Origin of the sequence: Streptomyces sp. NPDC046727 (assembly GCF_040645635.1) — a bacterium.
Taxonomy (GTDB): Bacteria; Actinomycetota; Actinomycetes; order Streptomycetales; family Streptomycetaceae; genus Streptomyces.
In genome coordinates this window covers 117,360-137,419 of record NZ_JBEYYR010000018.1, presented here as the reverse complement: position 1 = coordinate 137,419, position 20,060 = coordinate 117,360, and the positions used below count along the sequence as shown (strand labels likewise).

The 20,060-nt window shown below is 72.0% G+C and carries 19 protein-coding genes and 1 riboswitch; of the genes, 9 read left to right on the top strand and 10 right to left on the bottom strand.

Annotated features, from left to right (window positions below):
* The first annotated feature begins 10 nt into the window (after nucleotides 1-10).
* Nucleotides 11-223 carry an EF-hand domain-containing protein gene (locus ABZ937_RS23150; RefSeq protein ID WP_361694761.1) on the top strand — a complete coding sequence of 71 codons (213 nt, stop codon included), beginning with the start codon at nucleotides 11-13 and terminating at the stop codon, nucleotides 221-223.
* 50 nt (nucleotides 224-273) lie between these two features.
* Here ABZ937_RS23150 and ABZ937_RS23145 read toward each other — a convergent pair whose 3' ends face one another.
* The gene (locus tag ABZ937_RS23145; protein ID WP_361694721.1) at nucleotides 274-1,062 is read right to left on the bottom strand and encodes an ATP-binding cassette domain-containing protein; all 789 of its coding nucleotides are present in this window, start codon (nucleotides 1,060-1,062) and stop codon (nucleotides 274-276) included.
* On the bottom strand, nucleotides 1,059-2,756 hold the full coding sequence (locus tag ABZ937_RS23140) for a 2-isopropylmalate synthase (protein ID WP_361694719.1): 1,698 nt from the start codon (nucleotides 2,754-2,756) through the stop codon (nucleotides 1,059-1,061). The genes ABZ937_RS23145 and ABZ937_RS23140 overlap by 4 nt, the downstream gene beginning before the upstream one ends.
* A gap of 207 nt (nucleotides 2,757-2,963) precedes the next feature.
* Between ABZ937_RS23140 and ABZ937_RS23135 the strand changes: the two genes are divergently transcribed.
* A complete protein-coding gene (locus tag ABZ937_RS23135) occupies nucleotides 2,964-3,656 on the top strand; it encodes an FCD domain-containing protein (RefSeq protein WP_361694717.1) in 693 nt (230 codons plus the stop codon).
* Between the two features lie 7 nt (nucleotides 3,657-3,663).
* Here the strand turns inward: ABZ937_RS23135 and ABZ937_RS23130 are convergent, their stop codons facing one another.
* Entirely contained in the window at nucleotides 3,664-4,590 is a 927-nt protein-coding gene (locus ABZ937_RS23130; protein WP_361694715.1) for an AraC family transcriptional regulator, read from the bottom strand.
* Nucleotides 4,591-4,696: 106 nt separating this feature from the next.
* On the opposite strand from ABZ937_RS23130, the gene ABZ937_RS23125 reads away from it, so the two are divergent.
* Both ABZ937_RS23125 and ABZ937_RS23120 read left to right on the top strand, forming a co-directional pair.
* Entirely contained in the window at nucleotides 4,697-5,689 is a 993-nt protein-coding gene (locus tag ABZ937_RS23125) for a zinc-dependent alcohol dehydrogenase family protein (protein ID WP_361694713.1), read from the top strand.
* 102 nt (nucleotides 5,690-5,791) lie between these two features.
* On the top strand, nucleotides 5,792-6,454 hold the full coding sequence (locus ABZ937_RS23120; protein WP_361694711.1) for an NAD(P)-binding domain-containing protein: 663 nt from the start codon (nucleotides 5,792-5,794) through the stop codon (nucleotides 6,452-6,454).
* A gap of 13 nt (nucleotides 6,455-6,467) precedes the next feature.
* Here ABZ937_RS23120 and ABZ937_RS23115 read toward each other — a convergent pair whose 3' ends face one another.
* From ABZ937_RS23115 to ABZ937_RS23105, 3 genes are all read right to left on the bottom strand, one after another.
* Complete coding sequence (locus ABZ937_RS23115) at nucleotides 6,468-7,022, bottom strand: glycoside hydrolase family 25 protein (RefSeq protein ID WP_361694709.1); 555 nt, start codon at nucleotides 7,020-7,022, stop codon at nucleotides 6,468-6,470.
* Nucleotides 7,023-7,058: 36 nt separating this feature from the next.
* Nucleotides 7,059-8,072, bottom strand: coding sequence for a phosphatidylinositol-specific phospholipase C domain-containing protein (locus ABZ937_RS23110; protein ID WP_361694707.1), 1,014 nt, complete (start codon nucleotides 8,070-8,072; stop codon nucleotides 7,059-7,061).
* A 109-nt stretch (nucleotides 8,073-8,181) separates the two neighbouring features.
* A complete protein-coding gene (locus ABZ937_RS23105) occupies nucleotides 8,182-9,204 on the bottom strand; it encodes a LuxR C-terminal-related transcriptional regulator (protein WP_361694705.1) in 1,023 nt (340 codons plus the stop codon).
* Nucleotides 9,205-9,556: 352 nt separating this feature from the next.
* Between ABZ937_RS23105 and ABZ937_RS23100 the strand changes: the two genes are divergently transcribed.
* Nucleotides 9,557-11,314: a M28 family peptidase gene (locus ABZ937_RS23100; protein ID WP_361694703.1), complete on the top strand. Its 1,758-nt coding sequence runs from the start codon at nucleotides 9,557-9,559 to the stop codon at nucleotides 11,312-11,314.
* A gap of 21 nt (nucleotides 11,315-11,335) precedes the next feature.
* Here the strand turns inward: ABZ937_RS23100 and ABZ937_RS23095 are convergent, their stop codons facing one another.
* The 4 genes from ABZ937_RS23095 to gcvT all read right to left on the bottom strand — a co-directional run bounded on the left by ABZ937_RS23095 (nucleotide 11,336) and on the right by gcvT (nucleotide 15,734).
* Entirely contained in the window at nucleotides 11,336-12,703 is a 1,368-nt protein-coding gene (locus ABZ937_RS23095; protein ID WP_361694701.1) for an L-serine ammonia-lyase, read from the bottom strand.
* A 102-nt stretch (nucleotides 12,704-12,805) separates the two neighbouring features.
* On the bottom strand, nucleotides 12,806-14,086 hold the full coding sequence (gene glyA / locus ABZ937_RS23090; RefSeq protein WP_361694699.1) for a serine hydroxymethyltransferase: 1,281 nt from the start codon (nucleotides 14,084-14,086) through the stop codon (nucleotides 12,806-12,808).
* Between the two features lie 14 nt (nucleotides 14,087-14,100).
* Nucleotides 14,101-14,478: a glycine cleavage system protein GcvH gene (gene gcvH / locus ABZ937_RS23085; protein WP_361694697.1), complete on the bottom strand. Its 378-nt coding sequence runs from the start codon at nucleotides 14,476-14,478 to the stop codon at nucleotides 14,101-14,103.
* Nucleotides 14,479-14,615: 137 nt separating this feature from the next.
* Nucleotides 14,616-15,734, bottom strand: coding sequence for a glycine cleavage system aminomethyltransferase GcvT (gene gcvT / locus ABZ937_RS23080; protein WP_361694695.1), 1,119 nt, complete (start codon nucleotides 15,732-15,734; stop codon nucleotides 14,616-14,618).
* 152 nt (nucleotides 15,735-15,886) lie between these two features.
* Nucleotides 15,887-15,986, bottom strand: a riboswitch (glycine riboswitch).
* A gap of 179 nt (nucleotides 15,987-16,165) precedes the next feature.
* On the opposite strand from gcvT, the gene ABZ937_RS23075 reads away from it, so the two are divergent.
* The 4 genes from ABZ937_RS23075 to ABZ937_RS23060 all read left to right on the top strand — a co-directional run bounded on the left by ABZ937_RS23075 (nucleotide 16,166) and on the right by ABZ937_RS23060 (nucleotide 20,043).
* A complete protein-coding gene (locus ABZ937_RS23075; RefSeq protein WP_361694693.1) occupies nucleotides 16,166-16,825 on the top strand; it encodes an AAA family ATPase in 660 nt (219 codons plus the stop codon).
* Between the two features lie 66 nt (nucleotides 16,826-16,891).
* Entirely contained in the window at nucleotides 16,892-17,683 is a 792-nt protein-coding gene (locus ABZ937_RS23070; protein ID WP_361694691.1) for an enhanced serine sensitivity protein SseB, read from the top strand.
* Between the two features lie 162 nt (nucleotides 17,684-17,845).
* Nucleotides 17,846-18,661, top strand: coding sequence for an enhanced serine sensitivity protein SseB C-terminal domain-containing protein (locus tag ABZ937_RS23065; RefSeq protein WP_361694689.1), 816 nt, complete (start codon nucleotides 17,846-17,848; stop codon nucleotides 18,659-18,661).
* A gap of 383 nt (nucleotides 18,662-19,044) precedes the next feature.
* Nucleotides 19,045-20,043 (top strand): ABC transporter permease, encoded by a 999-nt coding sequence (locus ABZ937_RS23060; protein ID WP_361694687.1) that lies wholly within the window; start codon nucleotides 19,045-19,047, stop codon nucleotides 20,041-20,043.
* Nucleotides 20,044-20,060: the final 17 nt, after the last annotated feature.

Below are 20,060 nucleotides of genomic sequence, written 5' to 3'. Positions count from 1 at the left end.
GGGCGGATCGGTGGCGGACATCGAGGAAGCACGCAAGCAGTTCCAGCGGATCGACGTGGACGGTGACGGATTCATCACCGCAGCGGAGTTCAAGTCCGCCCTGGCGCAGGAGGGTGACTGGAACGTCACCGAGACGGTCGCGGAGGCCATCATCAAGTCCCGCGACCTCAACGGCGACAAGGTGCTGTCGTTCGACGAGTTCTGGGCCTACCTGAACAAGTGACCTGCACGGGAGGGGGTGCCCGGTCCACGCGGACCGCGCACCCCCTCTCGTCATGCGCCGCGCCGCACGCGTACGCTCCAGCGGCCCTCATGCCGCTCCAGCGCCAACGGCAGGCCGAAGCACCTGCCGACCCGGTCACCGGTGAGCACCGACCCGACCGGACCCGAGGCCAGCACCCGCCCCCCGCGCAGCAGCACGGCATGCGTGGTGCCGGCCGGCAGCTCCTCCAGATGGTGCGTGACCAGGACCGTCGCCAGCGCCGGCCGCTCCGCCCGCAGCTCCTCGAGCGCCTCGATCAGCTGCTCCCGGCCCGGCAGATCCAGGCCGGTCGCCGGCTCGTCCAGGAGCAGCAGCCGCGGCTCGGGCATCAGCGCCCGCGCGATCAGCGTCCGCCCGCGCTGCCCCTGCGACAGCGTCGGCCACCGGGCGTCCCGGAGCGCGGCGAGCCCCAGCGTGGCCAGCAGCGACTCGGCCCGCTCCACCTCCTCCGGGGCCGGCCGTCGGCGGGGCACCGGCTCGACCGAGTTCGTCACCCCGGTGAGCACCACGTCCCGTACCCGCAGCGGCGAGGTCAGCGGATGACGGGGGTCGACGTGCCCGATGTGCGCCCGCAGCTCGCGCAGGTCCACCCGGCCCAGCCGGCGCCCGAGCACCTCGACCGAGCCCCGGGTCGGATGGACCAGCGCACCGAGCAGCCCGAGCAGCGTGGACTTGCCCGCGCCGTTCGCGCCGAGCAGCGCCCAGTGCTCACCGGCCCGGACGGTCAGCGAGACCTCCTGGAGCAGGGCCCGCCCGTCCCGGACGACGTGCACGTCCTCGGCGCGCAGCACCTCGCTCATCGGGCGACCCGCATCGCACCCGCCCGGTTCACCGCGGACAGCACCGCGTGCACGCTGGCCGACGGGCCCGTGCCCGTGCCCGCGCCCCAGGCCGTGACCCCGTCGACCCGGCACCGCGCGAAGGCCGCCGCGCCGTCCTGCGTGAACTCCAGGACGTCGACCGTGACACCGGCGCCGGCCAGCGCGTCGACGAACGCGGTCAGCGGGCCGGCGCCCGTGCCCTCGTGGTCGCCGGCCCGGCCGCCCGCCTCCAGCGTGCCGACGAAGCGGTGGACGCCGGGCGCCTCCTCGTGCGCGGACCAGGTGTGCAGCCGTACGGCACCCTCCGCCAGGTAGGTCGCCCGGAACAGTTCGTACAGCTCCTTCGGCGTCGCCTCCCGCCCGCTGTCGTCCGTCGTGTCCTGCACGATCCGCGCGAACTCGGGCCGCATGCCCGGCGGCAGCGCGATCCCGGCGTGCTCGCGCAGCAGGTACGCCACCCCGCCCTTGCCCGACTGGGAGTTGACGCGGATCACCGCCTCGTACGACCGGCCCAGGTCGGCCGGGTCGACCGGCAGGTACGGCACCGCCCACGGCGCCTCCCGCTCGGGCACCCCCGACTCGCCCGCCCGGCGCGCACGGTGGACCAGCCCCTTGCTGATCGCGTCCTGATGGGTGCCGGAGAACGCGGTGTGGACCAGCTCGCCGGCGTACGGGTGCCGCGGGTGCACCGGCAGCCGGTTGCAGTGCTCCACCGTCTCCCGTACGGCGTCGATGTCCCCGAAGTCGACCATCGAGTCGACCCCTTGGGCGTACAGGTTGAGGGCGAGGGTCACCAGGTCGACGTTGCCGGTGCGCTCGCCGTTGCCGAACAGGCAGCCCTCCACCCGCTGGGCGCCGGCCAGCACGGCGAGCTCGGCGCAGGCGACACCCGTGCCGCGGTCGTTGTGCGGGTGCACCGAGAGGATCACCGAGTCCCGGCGGGAGAGGTTGCGGTGCATGTACTCGATCTGGTCGGCGTAGACGTTCGGGGTGGCGATCTCCACCGTCGCCGGCAGGTTGTGGGTGACCGGGCGGTCCGGGCTCGCGTCCCACAGCCCGGTCAGCCCGTCGCACAGGTCCAGGACGAAGTCGGGCTCGGTGAGGTTGAAGGTCTCCGGCGAGAACTGGAAGCGGATGCCGGGCGCGTCCCCGGCCCGCCGCGCCATGTGCTCCGCGGCCTCCCGCACGGTCCGCCACACCTCGGCCCGGCTCCGGCCGAGCACCACGTCCCGCCACACCGGCGAGGTGGCGATGTACAGGTGGACCACCGCCCGCGGCAGCCCCTCGATCGCGTCGAAGGTCCGGTCGATCAGGTCGGCCCGGGCGGGCGTGAAGACCACGGGCGTCATGTCGTCCGGTACGGCACCGCTGTCCACGAGGTGCCGGACGAAGTCGAAGTCCGTCCGGCTGGCGGACGGATAGCCCACCTCGACCTCCTTGAAGCCCACTGCCACCAGCAGGTCGAAGAGGCGGCGCTTGCGGGGCGTGTCCATCGGCTCGGCCAGCGCCTGGTTGCCGTCCCGCAGATCGACGGGCACCCAGAGCGGGGCGCGCTCGATCCGGGCGTCGGGCCAACCGCGGTCGGCGGCCGGCACGCTCACCCGCTCCTGGTAGGGGCGGTAGCGGTGGTACGGCATGGGGCTGGGGCGCTGGGGATTCCAGGGTGTCGTCATGGCGGTCGCTGCCTTCGGGGCGGTCGGACGGTGACCGGCAGCACGGCGTCCCGCGGCGGGGCGCCGGTCGCGTCAAACCCCGCCGCGGCAGCCGAGAAGAAGGAGACCGCGGAGCGTCATGCCGGGTACGCTAGCCACACCTCAGCTCCTCAGACAAGTGAGAATCGCTGCGCAACCCCCGTACTCCCGGAACAAGTTGGTGACCCCATGCCGCTCGGCGCCCTCCGCCCCAGCCCCCTGGTCGAACAGGCCACGGACCGGCTGCGTGCCCAGATCACCGCCGGTCACTGGCCGGTCGGCGGCAAACTGCCCGGCGAGACCACCCTGGCCAGGGAACTCGGCGTCGGCCGCTCCACGGTCCGCGAGGCCCTGCGCGCCCTCGCCGGCGCCGGGCTGGTCCGGCCCCGGCACGGCGCCGGGGTCTTCGTCATCGCCACCGAGCCCGTCGAGGACTGGCCCACCCGGCTGCGCCGGGCCGCCGTCACCGACGTCTACGAGGTCCGCATCGGCGTCGAGGTGCAGGCGGCCCGGCTCGCCGCGCACCGGCGCACCCCCGAGGACGTCGAGGCGCTGCGGGCCGCGCTGGAGGGGCACCGTACGGCGGCCGCCGGTGACGACGCCGGCTTCGTGGACGCCGACATCGCCCTGCACGCGGCGGTGGTCGCCGCCGCCCGCAACCCCGTCCTCACCGGCCTGTTCGCCGAGTTCGTGCCCGTCCTGCGGGAGGGCCTGGTGACCCTGCTGGACCTCACCCGCCTGCGCGAGACGGACCCCGGCACCGGGGACGACACCCACGCGGCCCTCGTCCGGGCCATCGCGGACGGGGACGCGGACAGGGCCGCGACGGTGCTGCTGGGGGAGCTGGAGGGGACACTGAGGCTGTTGCGGGCCGGGGAATGACGGCGGGTCATCCCGCCCTGCGGTACCGCCCCGGCGCCACCCCGAACTCCCTCTTGAACGCCTTGGCGAAGGCGAACTCCGAGGTGTAGCCGGTGCGTTCGGACACCTCGCGCAGCGACAGATCGTCATGGCGCAGCAGCCGGCCCGCCGTGGTCATCCGCCACCACGTCAGATACGTCAGCGGCGGCTCGCCCACCAGCGCCGCGAACCGGCGGGCGAACGCCGCGCGGGACAGCCCGCCGACCGCGCCCAGCTGCGCCACCGTCCAGGCGCGGCCCGGCTCGCCGTGGATCGCGCGCAGCGCCGCCGCGACCGCCGGGTCGGCCAGCGCGGCCGCCCAGCCCCGGTCCCGGCCCGCCGCCCGCTCGCTCTCCCACCAGGCCCGCAGGATGTACAGCAGCAGGGTGTCCAGCAGCGAGGTGACGATCGCCTCGCTGCCCGGCCGCCGTTCCTCCAGCTCCATGCCGAGCAGCTCCACCGCGGCCCACAGCGAACGGTGGCCGCCCACCCGGGCGGGCAGGTGCACGACCTCGGGCAGCTCGGCCAGCAGCCGGTGCGCCCGGTCGCGGTCGAGCCGGTAGGTGCCGCACAGGGTGACGGTGTCCGGACAGCCCTCGCGCGCCTCCCCGGCCGGCGGCTCGGGCGGCCCGCTCCAGGTGCCGTCGGGCAGCAGCCGTACGTCCTGCAGCGGCACATCGAGTCCGCTGGCCAGCGCGTGCCCCTGTCCGTGGGCCAGGAAGACGACATCGCCGGGGGCCAGCGCGACCGGCTCCCCGCCCTGCGGGATCAGCCAGGCCGAGCCGCGCAGCATCACATGGAACCCGGCCTCGTCGGCCGCCGCGAACCGCAGGCCCCAGGGCGCGTACTTGTCCCGGCGCGCGGAGTGCGGCCGGCCGGTCCGCATGGCGGCGACCACGTCACTGAGCACGTCCATGGGGGCGACCCTAGCCCCGCTCGGTCCACTCGGGAAAGACGATCGGACAGGAAACAGAGATCACAGGACATGGAACGTCTCCCGGACCGGCCATAGCGTCGACGGCATGGCAATCACCGCACGCACCGTGCTCTTCCATGAAATCGGCGGCCCCGACGTCCTCACCATCGAGCGGACGGAGCTGCCCGAGCCCGGCCCGGACCAGGTCCTGGTCAAGGTCGAGACGCTCGGCCTCAACCGCGCCGAGGCGATGCTCCGCTCCGGCACGTACTTCTACCGGCCGACCCTGCCCGGCTCCCGCAACGGCTACGAGGCGGCCGGCGAGGTGACCGCGGTCGGCGCCGACGTCACCGCCTTCGCGCCGGGCGACCCGGTGCTGTCCGCGGCCGACTTCCACCTCAGCACCCACGGGGTGTACGGCGACCACGTGCTGCTGCCCCAGACCTCGCTGGTGCCCCGCCCGGCCGGTGTGGACGCGGTCACCGGGGCGGCCGTCTGGCTCACCTACACCACCGCGTACGGCGCCCTGGTCGAGCGGGGGCGCATGGCGGCCGGCGACCACGTCCTGATCACCGGGGCGTCCAGCGGGGTCGGCACCGCCGCGATCCAGGTGGCCCGGCGGGCCGGGGCGGTGCCGATCGCCACCACCCGCACCGAGGCCAAGCGGCAGGCGCTGCTCGACCTCGGCGCCGAGCACGTCATCGTCTCCGGGCAGGAGGACGTGGCCAAGGAGACCCGGCGGCTGACCGGCGGACGGGGCGCCGGGATCGTCCTGGACGCGATCGGCGGATCCCACTTCCGGGAGCTGGGCGCGGCGGCGGCCACCGACGGGATGCTGATCAGCTACGGCTGGCTGTCCGAGCGGCCCACGGAACTCCCCATGGAGTGGCCGCTGACCGTCCACGGCTACAGCAACTTCGCCCTGATGGAGAGCGCGGACGGCCGCCGCCGGGCCGTCCACTACATCGGGTCGGGCCTGGCCGACGGGACGCTCCGCCCGGTGATCGGCGAGGTCTTCGACGGCCTGGAGCGGATCGTGGACGCGCACCGGCTGATGGAGTCGAACGAGCACATGGGCAAGATCGTCGTACGGATCTGAGCGCGCTCCGCTCTGCCGCGCCGGCAGGAATAGGCCCTGTCCCCGCGAGGTTGACCCGGAAGACAGAAGCATGCACATGCATGAATCATCGGAAGGTCAGCCATGAAGATCGGCATCATCGGCGCGGGGAACATCGGCGGCAACCTCACCCGGCGGCTCACCGCCCTCGGCCATGACGTCCTCGTCGCCAACTCCCGCGGCCCCGAGACGCTCCGGGAACTGGCCGAGGAGACCGGCGCGACCCCGGTCCGGGCCGAGGACGCGGCCAAGGGCGCCCAGGTCGTGGTCGTCACCGTCCCGCTGAAGGCGGTCCCGGACCTGCCCGCCGGGCTGCTGGACGGCGCGGCCGAGGGCGCCGCCGTGATCGACACCGGCAACTACTACCCGCGCGAGCGGGACGGCCGGATCGCGGCCATCGAGGACGAGGGTCTCACCGAGAGCCGCTGGACCGAGCAGCACCTCGGCCACCCGGTGATCAAGGCCTTCAACGGCACCTACGCCCAGGACATCCTGGACCGCCACCGCCCCGCGGGCGCCCCGGACCGCATGGCCCTCCCGGTCGCCGGCGACGACGAGCGGGCCAAGGAGACCGTCCGCGCCCTCATCGACGAACTCGGCTTCGACACGGTGGACGCCGGCTCCATCGCCGACTCCTGGCACCAGCAGCCGGGCACGCCGGTCTACGGCCTGCGCGCAGGCACCGCCGCCGTGCAGAAGGCCCTCACGGAAGCCTCCCCGGAACGCCCGGCGGACTTCCGGGGCTGAGTCTTCCCGGCCCCTACGGCGTGGCCCACTCGCGCAGGTCGCCCTTTGCGGCGAAGCGGGCCACGTCCTTGTCGTGGGGTTCGCTGGTGTACTGGTGGAACCGCCACTTCGCCTTGATCCGGGGCTTGCCCGCGGTGACGTAGTCGGCGATCCACAGCCCGTCCCCGGCGTAGGACGTGCTGTCGACGGTCAGCCAGAAGTGGCGGTTGCAGTAGAGCACGACCCTGTTGTGCGGCCGTAACTCCTTCAGCTTGTGGATGAAACGGTCCTTCTCCGCATTGCTCGCGTGGGTGCCGTCGCCGGTGGTCTCCCAGTCGACGGCCAGGAGGTCGCCGGGGCGGTCCGGGGCGTGGCGGAGGAAGTACTCGGCCTGGGCCGTGAGGTCGCCGGGCCACAGGAAGTGGTAGAAGCCGACGACGAGTCCGGCGTCGCGGGCCGTCTTCGTCTGCGCGGTCAGCCGGGGATTGACGTACGAACGCCCCTCCGTCGCCTTGATGAAGACGAAGGAGAGGCCGTCCGTGCCGTAGGAGGAGGACTGGTAGGCGCTCACGTCGATGCCATGCAGCATGTGAGGGTTGTCCCCCGTGCGCGCCCGTCCGGAACCTCAGCTTCGGGTGGTCACCGAACTCAGTACCGATGCCGGCTTCGCCGACCAGTCGGACGTGATCAGGCTCGCGTGGTCCTTGGCCAGCAGGGCGAGCCGGGCGGCGACCTCGGCGTCCGTCGGACCGGTGGAGGAGATCGCCGGGGACACGTTGTGGGCGTCCGTCGTGATCAGTATGTAGTGGTTCGCCGAGTAGAACGACGTGTCGTAGCCGTTGTTGACGTACGTGGCCGCGTCACCGTCGAAGAAGACGAACCAGGGGCGGATCGAGGCGTCGTAGCGGCTGGTGCGCGGGTCGCCGTTCGCGGCGCCCAGGACGGCCGGGAACGCCTGGGCCGCGGAGATGTCGCCGGCGGCCTGGAGGTCGCGCAGGTGGTCGCCGTACTCCTCGTCCGTCCAGTAGTGGTCGAACGGGTTGGCCTGCTCCACCGTGCCCGGGATCAGGTCGAAGACGAACTTGCCCTTGAGGGAGTCCCGGGAGGGCCAGGCATTGGCCTTCGCCGCCGCGTCCAGCGTGCCGTACGTCCCGCCGAGCAGGTCGGCAGGTCGGTAGACGCTGCTGCCCAGCTTCTGCGCGACCAGCGTGTCGAACTCGTCGGGTCCGAGGCCCGCGTTGTTGTTGAAGCCCACCTTGAGCTCGACCTTGACGACGATCGGCGGGTGGTCGGGGTGGAGCTGGTTCCAGGCGGCCATGTTGTCCAGGCAGCTGCCGAGGTCCTGGTTGCGGTTCTTGCTGTACAGCTCGCCCGGTGTCTTCGCCGCCTCGCAGTTGTTGTCGTTGCCCAGCGGGTTGCTGTGGGAGACCCGCCAGCGACGGGTGAGGCTGTCGGCGTAGACGTCCAGCTCCAGCAGTGAGGCGCCGGAGTCCAGCGCCTGCGCGAAGTACGCGTACTTGGTCTTCTCGTAGGCGTTGTGCGTGCCGATGGCCGTCGTCTCGGAGAACTTCGGCGACGCCGCGTGGGCGTTGCCCGGTGCCACCGCCAGCAGAGCGGCGGCTCCCACGAGCGCCGCCAACCGTCTCAAACCACCTGTCACCGAACTCCCTTTCGTTGTCGCCGGGTTGGCGGCAGCGTAGGGCCGTGCGGTTACCGTACGGTAGCCCCAGGAGGAACATCCTTCGGGTTCAGCTCACCAGGCCGAGGCGGGCGGCCGTCACTCCGGCCTCGAACCGGCTGGACGCGCCGAGCTTCTCCATGATCTGGTTCATCAGACGGCGCAGGGTGCGGTCCGAGCAGGCCAGCCGGCGGGCGATCGTCTCGTCCTTGGCGCCGGTGGCCAGCAGCGCCAGCACCTCACGTTCCTGCGCGGACAGCGCGCATCCGCTGCGCCCGTGTCCGGTGCGCCCGTGTCCGCTGTGCCGCTCGGTGTGCGGTCGTGCGAGGTCCCAGGCGTGGGTGAAGACCCTGACGAAGCACTGCGCGACCGGTGTGCTGTGCAGGATGACGTCGCCGCCCTCGCCCTGCGGGCCCGGCCCCGCCCCGATGACGACGATCGCGCGATCCACGACGTTCATGTGGAGCGGCACCGTCGCGGCGACCCGCACCTCGGCCCCGGCGTCGGTCAGCGCGTTCAGATAGCGGGCCGGCGCGTGGGAGCGCAGGGCCTGCTGCGAGGTCAGCATGCGGATGCGGATCCCGTTCGCCGCCATCTCCAGGTCCCGGACGAGGCTGGCTTCCAGAACCTGCGCCGGCGGGAAGGAGTTGCGCATCGCCAGGAACTCCTCCCGGCTCAGCGCGTCCAGCTCCTCCAGCCGCTCCCGGGTGTGCTCGCGGTCCGTGAAGTACTCCGTCTCCACGGCCTCCCGGGCGTCGAGGCGGGGGGCCGACAGCAGGGACAGGACGTCGTCCAGCGCCTGGGCGTCACGGCCGAGTCCCTCGACCGTCTCCCGCAGGCGGCGCCGGTGTTCCGCGACGAAGTGCCGCAGGGCGCGGTCCGGGGTGCTGAGCCGCTCACCGCTCGGGTCCAGCAGCCGCCGGTCCGCCAGCCACCGCGTCAGCTCGGCGGAGATTCCCCGCAGTTCCTCCCGCTCGGTGGCCACATCCCGCACCCCCGACCTCGCGATCCGCTCCACCATCGCCAGGTAGGCCTCCTTCGCCCCGGTGTCCGTGGACTGCCGGCCCCGCGGAGAGTTCTGCGCCGCATGCATGCGCGCACCCTAGGGGCGCCCCGGGCGGGAGGCCAGAGAGGTCGCTCGGACCGCGGGGGCGGGCGGCGGGACTGGCCAGGAGCGGACGTGCCGGTTTCGGACAGGCGCGGGCGGGCCGCCCTCCCGGTTAACCTCGTGGCCGCCCGCCCGGCTCCCCGGGGCCCGGCGCGCCTCCCCCGACGCCCGCGCCGGCGGCTGCCGGGAGGGCGGGCGCACGCTCCTGATCCGGCCGGTCTCGCGCGCCGAGGCTTGACCAGCCATTGGCATGCGCATGCTCATCGGGGGTGAAGCGGCACGGTCCACCCAGGCCCGACGCTCACCTCCCGTTTCCTCCACCCCACAAGGAGACAAGGTGCTAGGACTACGAAGACTCTCCCTGGCAGGCCTCGCGCTGGCCACGGCCGCCGCGGGACTCGCGGCGCTGCCCCCGAGCGCCGTGGCGGCAGCCGGGGGCGGCCGCACGGCGGCGGCCTCGGCTCCCGCCCTGACCGCCGCCGCGCCCGACATCGACGTCACCAGGGTTCAGGCGCACCTCACCGAACTGAACGCCATAGCCACCCGCAACGGCGGCAACCGCAGATCGACCACCCAGGGCTACCGCGACTCGGTCGCCTACGTGAAGGGCAAGCTCCAGGCGGCCGGTTACACGGTCACCGAGCAGGCCTGCACCTCCGGCTGCACCAGCGGCGCCGGACCCAACCTGATCGCCGAGTGGCCCCACGGCGACGCGTCGAAGGTGTACATGTTCGGCTCACACCTGGACAGCGTCTCCGCCGGGCCCGGCATCAACGACAACGGCTCCGGCAGCGCGACCCTCCTGGAGGTCGCGCTGAAACTGGCCGAGACCGATCCGTCGATGGCGGCGCGCGTCCGCTTCGGCTGGTGGACGGACGAGGAGCAGGGCCTCAACGGGTCGGACTTCTACGTCCGTTCGCTGGCCTCCGCCCAGCGTTCGGCGATCAAGGCGTACTACAACTTCGACATGGTCGCCTCGCCCAACGGCGGCTACTTCATCAACCACGTCAACTCCACCGCCGCCGCGCCGATGAAGGCGTACTGGGACTCGCTGAGCCTCCAGCCCGAGGAGAACACCGAGGGCGCGGGCCGCTCCGACGACTACTCCTTCGAGAACTACTCGATCCCGACCTCCGGCTACGCCATGGGCGCGAGTGCCCGCAAGACCTCGGCGCAGGCGGCCAAATGGGGCGGCACGGCGGGCGCGGCGTACGACGGCTGCTACCACTCGGCCTGCGACACCACCAGCAACATCAATGTCACCGGGCTGAACCGCAGCGCCGACGGCGTGGCCTACACCCTGTGGAAGCAGGCGGTCTCGGACACCCCCCAGGCCGACGACTTCTCGCTCTCGGTGAGCCCCGCCACCGGCAGCACCGATCCGGGCACCTCGCTCACCGCCACCGTCTCCACGGCCACCACCAATGGCTCGGCGCAGACGGTGAACCTGTCCGCCTCGGGCGCCCCGTCGGGCGTCACGGTCTCCTTCAGCCCGGCCTCGGTGACGTCCGGCGCCTCGTCCACGGCGACGGTCTCCGTCGGCTCCTCCGTGCCGCCCGGCACGTACCCCCTCACGGTCACCGGCACCGGTACCGCCACGCACACCGCGTCGTACACGCTGACCGTCAAGGGCGCGGGCGGCTGCACGGCGTCCCAGGTGATCTCCAACGGCGGTTTCGAGAGCGGTACCTCGCCGTGGACGGGTGACACCGGTGCGATCGGCTCCTTCAGCGGCCAGTCCGCGCACTCCGGTTCCCGCTACGCGTGGCTCGCGGGCTACGGCTACGCGGCCACCGACACCGTCGCCCAGACGGTGACCGTCCCGTCCGGCTGCGCGAAGGCCACCCTGAAGTACTGGCTGCACATCGACACCGGCGAGTCGGGCAGCACGGCCTACGACACCTTCCAGGTCAAGGTCGACGGAACCGCGAAGCAGTCGTACTCCAACGCGAACGCGGCCACCGGGTACACCGAGCGCACCCTCGACCTGAGCCAGTACGTCGGTCAGCAGATCACGCTGGCCTTCACCGCCACGGAGGACTCCAGCCTCCAGACCAGCTTCGTCGTCGACGACGCCACCCTGACGACCGGCTGACCGCACCCGGGACGGCGCGGGTCAGCACTCGATGATGTTCACCGCGAGCCCGCCCCGCGCCGTCTCCTTGTACTTCACGCTCATGTCCGCGCCGGTGTCCTTCATCGTCTTGATGACCTTGTCCAGGGACACCTTGTGGGAGCCGTCGCCGCGCATCGCCATCTTCGCGGCCGTGACCGCCTTCACCGCGGCCATGCCGTTGCGCTCGATGCACGGGATCTGGACCAGGCCGCCGACCGGGTCGCAGGTCAGGCCCAGGTTGTGCTCCATGCCGATCTCGGCCGCGTTCTCCACCTGCTCGGGGGAGCCGCCGAGCACCTCGGCGAGGGCGCCCGCGGCCATGGAGCAGGCGGAGCCGACCTCGCCCTGGCAGCCCACCTCGGCGCCGGAGATGGAGGCGTTCTCCTTGAAGAGCATGCCGATCGCGCCGGCGGCGAGGAGGAAGCGGACCACGCCGTCCTCGTCGGCCCCGGGCACGAAGTCCATGTAGTAGTGCAGGACCGCCGGGATGATGCCGGCCGCGCCGTTGGTCGGGGCGGTCACCACCCGGCCGCCGGCCGCGTTCTCCTCGTTCACCGCCATCGCGTAGAGCGTGAGCCACTCCATGGCGTGCGCCAGCGGGTCGCCCTCGGCGCGCAGCTGGCGGGCCGAGACGGCGGCGCGGCGGCGGACCTTCAGACCACCGGGCAGGATGCCCTCGCGGGACATGCCGCGCCGCACGCACTCGCGCATCACGCGCCAGATCTCCAGCAGGCCCGCCCGGATCTCCTCCTCGGTGCGCCAGGCCCGCTCGTTCTCCAGCATCAGGGAGGAGATCGACAGGCCCGTCTCGCGGGTGAGGCGGAGCAGCTCGTCGCCGGTGCGGAAGGGGTACTTCAGGACCGTGTCGTCCAGCACGATGCGGTCCGCGCCCACGGCGTCCTCGTCCACCACGAACCCGCCGCCGACCGAGTAGTAGGTCTTGCTGAGCAGTTCCGCGCCGGACGCGTCGTACGCCCAGACCGTCATGCCGTTGGCGTGGTACGGCAGGGCCTTGCGGCGGTGCAGGACCAGGTCGTCGTCGAAGGAGAAGGCGATCTCGTGCTCGCCGAGCAGCCTGAGCCGCCCCGCCTGCTTGATCGTTTCCACCCGCTCGTCGGCCGTCTCCACGTCCACCGTGCGCGGCGAGACGCCCTCCAGACCGAGCAGCACGGCCTTCGGGGTGCCGTGGCCGTGACCGGTCGCGCCGAGCGAGCCGTACAGCTCGCAGCGGACGGCGGTGGTCTTCTCCAGCAGACCCTCGTTGCGCAGCCGGCGGGCGAACATGCGCGCCGCACGCATCGGGCCGACCGTGTGGGAGCTGGACGGGCCGATGCCGATCGAGAACAGGTCGAAGACCGAGATGGCCACGGGGGGACTCCTCACGACGGGGGTGGTGCAAAGGGTGGTACAGGGGCGCGGCACCGCGCACACCCGTACTCCCAGTGTGCGCGGTGCCCCGCGAAAGGTGACTTACTTGTTCAGACCCGGGTACAGCGGGTGCTTGTCGGCGAGCGCCTTCACGCGCGCCTTCAGGGCCTCCGCGTCGGCCGCCCCGAAGGGAGAGGGCGCCTTCAGCGTCTCGGCGATCACGTCCGCGACCTCGGCGAAGTCCTCGGCCGTGAAGCCGCGGGTCGCCAGGGCCGGCGTACCGATCCGCAGGCCCGAGGTGACCATCGGCGGGCGCGGGTCGTTCGGGACGGCGTTGCGGTTGACCGTGATGCCGACCTCGTGGAGGCGGTCCTCGGCCTGCTGGCCGTCCAGCTCGGACGCGCGCAGGTCGACCAGGATCAGGTGCACGTCGGTGCCGCCGGACAGCACGTTGACCCCGGCCTCGCGGGCGTCGGCCGCCGTCAGGCGCTCGGCGAGGATCCGCGCGCCCTCCACCGTACGGCGCTGGCGCTCCTTGAAGTCCTCCGAGGCCGCGACCTTGAAGGAGACCGCCTTGGCCGCGATCACGTGCTCCAGGGGGCCGCCCTGGAAGCCCGGGAAGACGGACGAGTTCAGCTTCTTCGCGAAGTCCTTCTTGGCGAGGATGATGCCGCCGCGCGGACCGCCCAGCGTCTTGTGGGTGGTCGAGGTGACGACGTGCGCGTGCTCCACCGGGTTCGGGTGCAGACCGGCCGCGACCAGGCCCGCGAAGTGGGCCATGTCGACCCACAGGTACGCCTCGACCTCGTCGGCGATCCGGCGGAACTCGGCGAAGTCCAGCTCCCGCGGGTACGCCGACCAGCCCGCGATGATCACCTTCGGGCGGTGCTCCTTGGCGAGCCTCTCGACCTCGGCCATGTCGACCAGACCGGTCTCGGCGTTCACGTGGTAGGCGACCACGTCGAACTGCTTGCCGGAGAAGTTCAGCCGCATCCCGTGGGTCAGGTGGCCGCCGTGCGCCAGGTCCAGGCCGAGGATCGTGTCCCCGGGCTGGGCCAGCGCGAACAGGGCCGCCTGGTTCGCGGAGGCGCCGGAGTGGGGCTGCACATTGGCGTACTCGGCGCCGAACAGCTCCTTGACCCGGTCGATCGCGATCTGCTCGGCGACGTCGACGTGCTCGCAGCCGCCGTAGTAGCGGCGGCCCGGGTAGCCCTCGGCGTACTTGTTGGTGAGGACCGAGCCCTGGGCCTCCATCACCGCGAGCGGCGCGAAGTTCTCGGAGGCGATCATCTCCAGGGTCGACTGCTGGCGGTCCAGCTCGGCGTCGACCGTGGCGGCGATCTCCGGGTCCAGCTCGTGCAGGGGCGTGTTCAGAACAGTCATGCGGGGACGACTCCTCAGCCGGCGGTGAAGGCGGTGTACTCGTCGGCGGAGAGCAGCTCGGCGGGCTCCTCCGTGACGCGTACCTTGAACAGCCAGCCGCCCTCGAAGGGCGCGGAGTTCACCAGCGACGGGTCGTTGACGACGTCCTCGTTGACCTCGGTGACCACACCGGTGACCGGCGAGTACAGGTCGGAGACCGACTTGGTGGACTCCAGCTCACCGCAGGTCTCGCCGGCGGACACCGTGGAGTCGACGTCGGGGAGCTGGACGAAGACGACATCGCCGAGCGCGTTGGCCGCGTGCTCCGTGATGCCGACCGTCGAGACGCCGTCCTCGGCGCCCGACAGCCACTCGTGCTCCTTGCTGTAGCGCAGCTGCTGGGGGTTGCTCATGGCCTGAATTCTCCTGTACACGCGGGACTGCTGATGACGGGGGGACTGCGGAAACCGCTGGTGAGCGGGCGAATGTGCGCAGGGTCACGCGCCGGCCACGGGGCCGGTGCCCCGCGGACCGCGCCCGCGTCCGGTCTCTACTTCTGGCGCTTGTAGAAGGGCAGCGCCACGACCTGGTACGGCTCGTGGGTGCCCCGGATGTCCACGCCGACGCCCTCGGCGCCCGGCGCCGCGTGGGCCGCGTCGACGTAGGCCATGGCGATCGGCTTGCCCAGGGTGGGGGAGGGGGCACCGGAGGTGACCTCGCCGATCACCGCGCCGCCGGCGACGACCGCGTACCCGGCGCGCGGGATGCGGCGGCCCTCGGCGATCAGGCCGACCAGCACCCGCGGCGGGTTCTCCTGGGCCTTGGCGGCGGCCTCGGTGAGCGCCTCGCGGCCCACGAAGTCGCCCTCCTTCTCGAACTTCACCACGCGGCCGAGCCCGGCGTCGAAGGGCGTGAGGGACGTGGTCAGCTCGTGCCCGTACAGCGGCATGCCCGCCTCCAGGCGCAGCGTGTCCCGGCAGGACAGGCCGCACGGCACCAGGCCGACGCCCTCGCCGGCCTCGGTCAGCGCCTGCCACAGCTCGACGGCGTGCTCCGGCTTCACGAACAGCTCGAAGCCGTCCTCGCCGGTGTAGCCGGTGCGGGCGATGAGCGCGGGGACGCCGGCGACCGTGCCGGGCAGGCCGGCGTAGTACTTCAGGCCGTCCAGGTCGGCGTCGGTGAGGGACTTCAGAATGCCCGGGGACTCGGGCCCCTGGACGGCGATGAGCGCGTACGCGTCCCGGTCGTCCCGCACCTCGGCGTCGAAGCCCGCGGCGCGCTCGGTCAGCGCGTCCAGGACCACCTGGGCGTTGGAGGCGTTGGCCACGACCATGTACTCGGTCTCGGCCAGCCGGTAGACGATCAGGTCGTCCAGGATGCCGCCGTCGGCCTGGCAGATCATGGTGTAGCGGGCGCGGCCGACGCCGACGGAGGCGATGTTGCCGACCAGGGCGAAGTTCAGGAGGGCGGCGGCCCCGTCGCCGGTGACGGTGATCTCGCCCATGTGGGAGAGGTCGAAGAGACCGGCCCGCGTCCGCACGGCGACGTGCTCGTCGCGCTCGGAGCCGTAGCGCAGGGGCATGTCCCAGCCGGCGAAGTCGGTCATCGTCGCGCCCAGCGAGCGATGCACGGCATCCAGCGCTGTATGACGGAGTTCGGTACTGCTCATCGGTCGGTCGTCTCCCAAGGAATGACAGGCGAGGAACGTTCCTCCCCATCTGTCATCGGAACCTGAGAGGTTCGCCCTGACCGTCACGGGGACGATCACGGCTTGCACCTTGGGTGGAGCCACTGTCGCAGCGGCCCGCTTTTCAGATGTGCCTCGCCCGCGCGGTAACGGGGCCTGAGAGATTCAAGGGAGGGACTTGCTCCTTCGGCGCCCCGGCACCAGTGCTGCCAGGGACTCTCCCGCGCGGATTCAAACGGCCGGTATGCAGTTGGCGGCCTCATCATTGCACGCCGCACCCCGGCCATCCAGAGCGTGCTGCTTGTAACCGAGCTGTGGCAGTACGCGCACGAACCGCCGACCGTTGCCCATTACCTTCTCTTTACATAGAACGGGCATGGGGATGACCGAGCCCACTGGGGAGGACGATCACGGTGAACAGGACCACGGCCTACGCCGGCATCGCGGTGCCCGAGCAGCCCTCCGCCGCCACCCGCGAGCGCTGCGCGGACCGCCCCGCGCCGGTCGTCCGCGATCTGCGCGACCGCGCCGGCCGCAGCCCGCACGCCCTGCTCTTCGGCCGCGAGGACCTGGTGGTGATCACCGGTCTGCCCGGCAGCGGCAAGTCCACCCTGATGCACCGCGCCGTCACCGGCCACCGCGTCGACTCCCAGGACACCCGCGACCGCTGGGACGCCCGGGTCCCCCGCCGCCTCCCCTACGCGCTGTACCGCCCCCTGGTCCGCCTCGCCCACTACGCCGGGCTGCGCCGGGCCCTGCGCACCGGCGAGGGCGTCGTCGTGCACGACTGCGGCACCCAGTCCTGGGTGCGCGCCTGGCTGGCCCGCGAGGCCCGCCGCCGCGGCGGCACCCTGCACCTGCTCCTCCTCGACGTCACCCCCGAGACGGCCAGGCAGGGTCAGCGCGAGCGCGGCCGGGGAGTGTCCCGCTACGCCTTCCGCCGCCACCGCCGGACGACCGACCGGCTGCTGCGCGCCGTGGAGAAGGGGGAGCTGCCGGCCGGCTGCGGTGCGGCGGTGCTGCTGGACCGGGACGCGGCGGACGTCCTGAACCGCATCGGCTTCACTCGGTGAGGCACTGTCACCGCCACCCGCTAGCCTTCTTGCTCACAGCAGTGGTTCCCAGCAGGCGGTAGGCAGATGGACTTCCCGGCGGACATTCCCGCGGACTTCCCGGCACAGGCGCACCCCCACCCGCACGGCGGTTGGCCCGGCAACGAACTGGAGGAGGTGCTCTCGGCCTCCCTCGGCATCCCCTCGGCGGGCGGCCGGATCGTCGAGGTCCTCGGCCGCAGCTTCCTGTGGATCCCGCTGCCGGGCGGCGGGGGCCCGGACAGCGGCCCGCTGGACCTGCCGACGCTGGACATCGACGGCCAGGCGTACGTGCCGGTGTTCAGCTCCGAGGAGCAGCTGCGCCGGGTGGCCGGCTCCCACATGTCGTACACCATCGCCCCGGCGGTGGAGTTCGCCCGCGGCCTGCCCCCGCAGATCGGCATCGCCGTCAACCCCGACGGGGTGGTCGGCATACCCCTCCCGCCCGCGGCCGTGGCCGAACTGTGCCGGGCGGGCCGCACCCCGCTCGACGGCCCCGCCTCCGGCGGCCGGGTCCGGCTCTTCGAGCCCGACTGGCAGGACGACCCGGTCGACTTCCTCGCCGCCGCCTCCGCCGAGTTCGCCGGGACCGGCGTGGTCCTCACCGCGCGCCGCTGCCTGGCCGCCATCGAGACGGCCGACCCGGTGATGTTCGTCGGCGTGGAACTCTCCCGGTGGGAGGGCGACCTCCGCGCCCTTCCCCTGGAGGCCCTGGGCAAGGCCCTCGGCACGGTCCCGGTCGCGTGGCCGGTCAACCTGGTCCTCCTGGACGTGACGGACGACCCGGTAGCCACCTGGCTGAAGACGAACGTCCGCCCCTTCTACGAGTACGGCCACTGAAAGCGCCCGAAGGGGCGCGGGGCTGTGTCCGATATGCGGCTCCGCCGCGGGGCGCGGGCAGCACAACGCACCCGGACCCGCGCACGAACATGAGGCCCCGAGCTACTGGGCGCATAAGCTGTCTCCGAACGCAGGGTCACTGAAAAGAGAAGGGCACGACAGGTGAGCGCGAGCCACAGCGGCAGCGTCGAGCACATGCTGCGCCAGGTCACGCCCGGACGCTACGACGCCTACGAGGCCCTGCTGCGCGCCCTCGCCACTCCCTCCTCCGGCCAGATCTGGATGTTCCTGTGGCACGGCCAGGGCGGCTCCCCGGACGCCCAGTACGGGGACATGGAGGTGGACGGCTTCCACTACGCCCCCTGCGTGACCTCCGCCCAGGAGCTGTCGGCCAGCGGCTGGAACCGTTCCTACGAGGTGGTCGACGGCCTCGACGTGGCCCGCACCCTCTACCCCGACCACTACGGCCTCTGGCTCAATCCGCACGCTCCGGGCGGCGGTGTCGGCATCCCCTGGCTGGATCTGCGCCGCATCGCCACCGGCCTGGACCGCCAGCCCGCCGGCCCGCTCCGCCTGTCCGAGCCCGGCATCGAGATCCCGCAGTTCTACGCCCTGCTCGCGCAGAACGCGCACCGCACCCCCGCGCTCCGCTCGCTGCGCCGCGCCTGGGTGCAGCCCGCGCTGGGGGCGCCGTATCTCGCCCTCGGCCTGGACGTGTACGACACCTCGCCCGCCGCGGTCGACTCGGTGCGCGCGATGATGCAGCAGTCCGTCGGCGCGGTCCCGGAGGGCCTGCCGGTGTCCACGGTCGCCATGACCGACGACTACGACCCGGTGGTCATGTGGATGCGGGTCCACGCGCGCCCCTTCTACGACCGCGAGGCCCACGCCGCCCCCGCACCGCAGCCCCAGCTGCAGGCCCCGCCGCAGGCCCCGGCCGGCGGCTACGGCTACCCGCCGGTGCGCGGCGCCTACTGAGCGACCGGCTGAGCGACCGGGCCGAGCGGCGCGACAACCGGGTCGAGCGAGACACTTCTTGGCCCGGATCGCAGGATTTACCGGGCCGACACACTTCTGCGCGCGTAGACATCGACCGATCGGCCCGAACCGCGCAAATTCGCCGTTCTGTCCCAACTGGGCAACGTCCGAGAGCCGTTACCCACTGTTCGGATAACGGAATCCCCCGCACTGCATCACGGTTGCGCATACTTTCGCCGTCAGCTCTGGCGGGTGATCGCAGCGACGCTGAAGACTCGCGACTCAGACACGAGGCCGAGACCTCGTGATCGATGGCAAGTCGACAAAGCCGCAATCCGCGGCAGGCGCAGGCCGGTCACCACCGGCGAGAGGGGTCGCTCACCGTGACCGCACCGATCGAGACCACCGGGGCGGCAACCGAGGCACAGCCGGAGGCTGTGCTGGAGGGTGCCGGTAAGGGGCAGATCGAGGGTCGTTCCCTGGGCCAGATCGCCTGGACCCGGTTCAAGAAGGACAAGGTCGCCGTCGCGGGCGGCGTCATCGTGATCCTGCTGATCCTCCTCGCCGTCCTCTCGCGTCCCATCCAGGCCATGTTCGGGCTCGACCCCAACGCCTTCCACCAGGACCTGATCACCCCGGACACCTCGCTGCCCAAGGGCAGTTGGGGCGGCATGAGCGCGGACCACCCGCTCGGCGTGGACCCGAAGTTCGGCCGGGACATCGCCACCCGCATCCTGGAGGGCTCCTGGGTGTCGCTGGTGGTCGCCTTCGGCGCCACGATCCTCTCCAACGTGATCGGCGCGATCATGGGCGTCGTGGCCGGCTACTACGGCGGACGGGTGGACTCGATCATCAGCCGGCTGATGGACACGTTCCTCGCCTTCCCCCTCCTGCTCTTCGCCATCTCCATCTCCGCCACGCTCCAGGGCGGCGCCTTCGGCCTGAACGGTCTGCCGCTCCACCTGAGCGTGCTGATCTTCGTCATCGGCTTCTTCAACTGGCCCTACCTGGGCCGGATCGTGCGCGGCCAGACCCTCGCCCTGCGCGAGCGCGAGTTCGTCGACGCCTCCCGGGGCATGGGCGCCAAGGCTCCGTACATCCTGTTCCGGGAGCTGATGCCCAACCTGGTCGGTCCGATCATCGTCTACTCGACGCTGCTCATCCCGACCAACATCCTCTTCGAGGCGTCCCTGAGCTTCCTCGGCGTCGGCATCCAGCCCCCGCAGGCGTCCTGGGGCGGCATGCTCCGCGAGGCGGTCACCTACTACCAGGTCGACCCCCAGTTCATGATCGTTCCCGGCCTCGCCATCTTTGTGACCGTCCTGGCGTTCAACCTGCTCGGCGACGGTCTCCGCGATGCTCTCGACCCGCGCAGCCGCTGAGTCCTGCCGCAGAGAGC

Bases quoted from the DNA above. Each gene is read 5' to 3' on its own strand.
- ABZ937_RS23145 (WP_361694721.1), bottom strand. From the start codon at position 1,062: ATGAGCGAGGTGCTGCGCGCCGAGGACGTGCACGTCGTCCGGGACGGG.
- ABZ937_RS23140 (WP_361694719.1), bottom strand. From the start codon at position 2,756: ATGACGACACCCTGGAATCCCCAGCGCCCCAGCCCCATGCCGTACCAC.
- ABZ937_RS23135 (WP_361694717.1), top strand. From the start codon at position 2,964: ATGCCGCTCGGCGCCCTCCGCCCCAGCCCCCTGGTCGAACAGGCCACG.
- ABZ937_RS23130 (WP_361694715.1), bottom strand. From the start codon at position 4,590: ATGGACGTGCTCAGTGACGTGGTCGCCGCCATGCGGACCGGCCGGCCG.
- ABZ937_RS23125 (WP_361694713.1), top strand. From the start codon at position 4,697: ATGGCAATCACCGCACGCACCGTGCTCTTCCATGAAATCGGCGGCCCC.
- ABZ937_RS23120 (WP_361694711.1), top strand. From the start codon at position 5,792: ATGAAGATCGGCATCATCGGCGCGGGGAACATCGGCGGCAACCTCACC.
- ABZ937_RS23115 (WP_361694709.1), bottom strand. From the start codon at position 7,022: ATGCTGCATGGCATCGACGTGAGCGCCTACCAGTCCTCCTCCTACGGC.
- ABZ937_RS23105 (WP_361694705.1), bottom strand. From the start codon at position 9,204: ATGCATGCGGCGCAGAACTCTCCGCGGGGCCGGCAGTCCACGGACACC.
- glyA (WP_361694699.1), bottom strand. From the start codon at position 14,086: ATGACTGTTCTGAACACGCCCCTGCACGAGCTGGACCCGGAGATCGCC.
- gcvH (WP_361694697.1), bottom strand. From the start codon at position 14,478: ATGAGCAACCCCCAGCAGCTGCGCTACAGCAAGGAGCACGAGTGGCTG.
- gcvT (WP_361694695.1), bottom strand. From the start codon at position 15,734: ATGAGCAGTACCGAACTCCGTCATACAGCGCTGGATGCCGTGCATCGC.
- ABZ937_RS23070 (WP_361694691.1), top strand. From the start codon at position 16,892: ATGGACTTCCCGGCGGACATTCCCGCGGACTTCCCGGCACAGGCGCAC.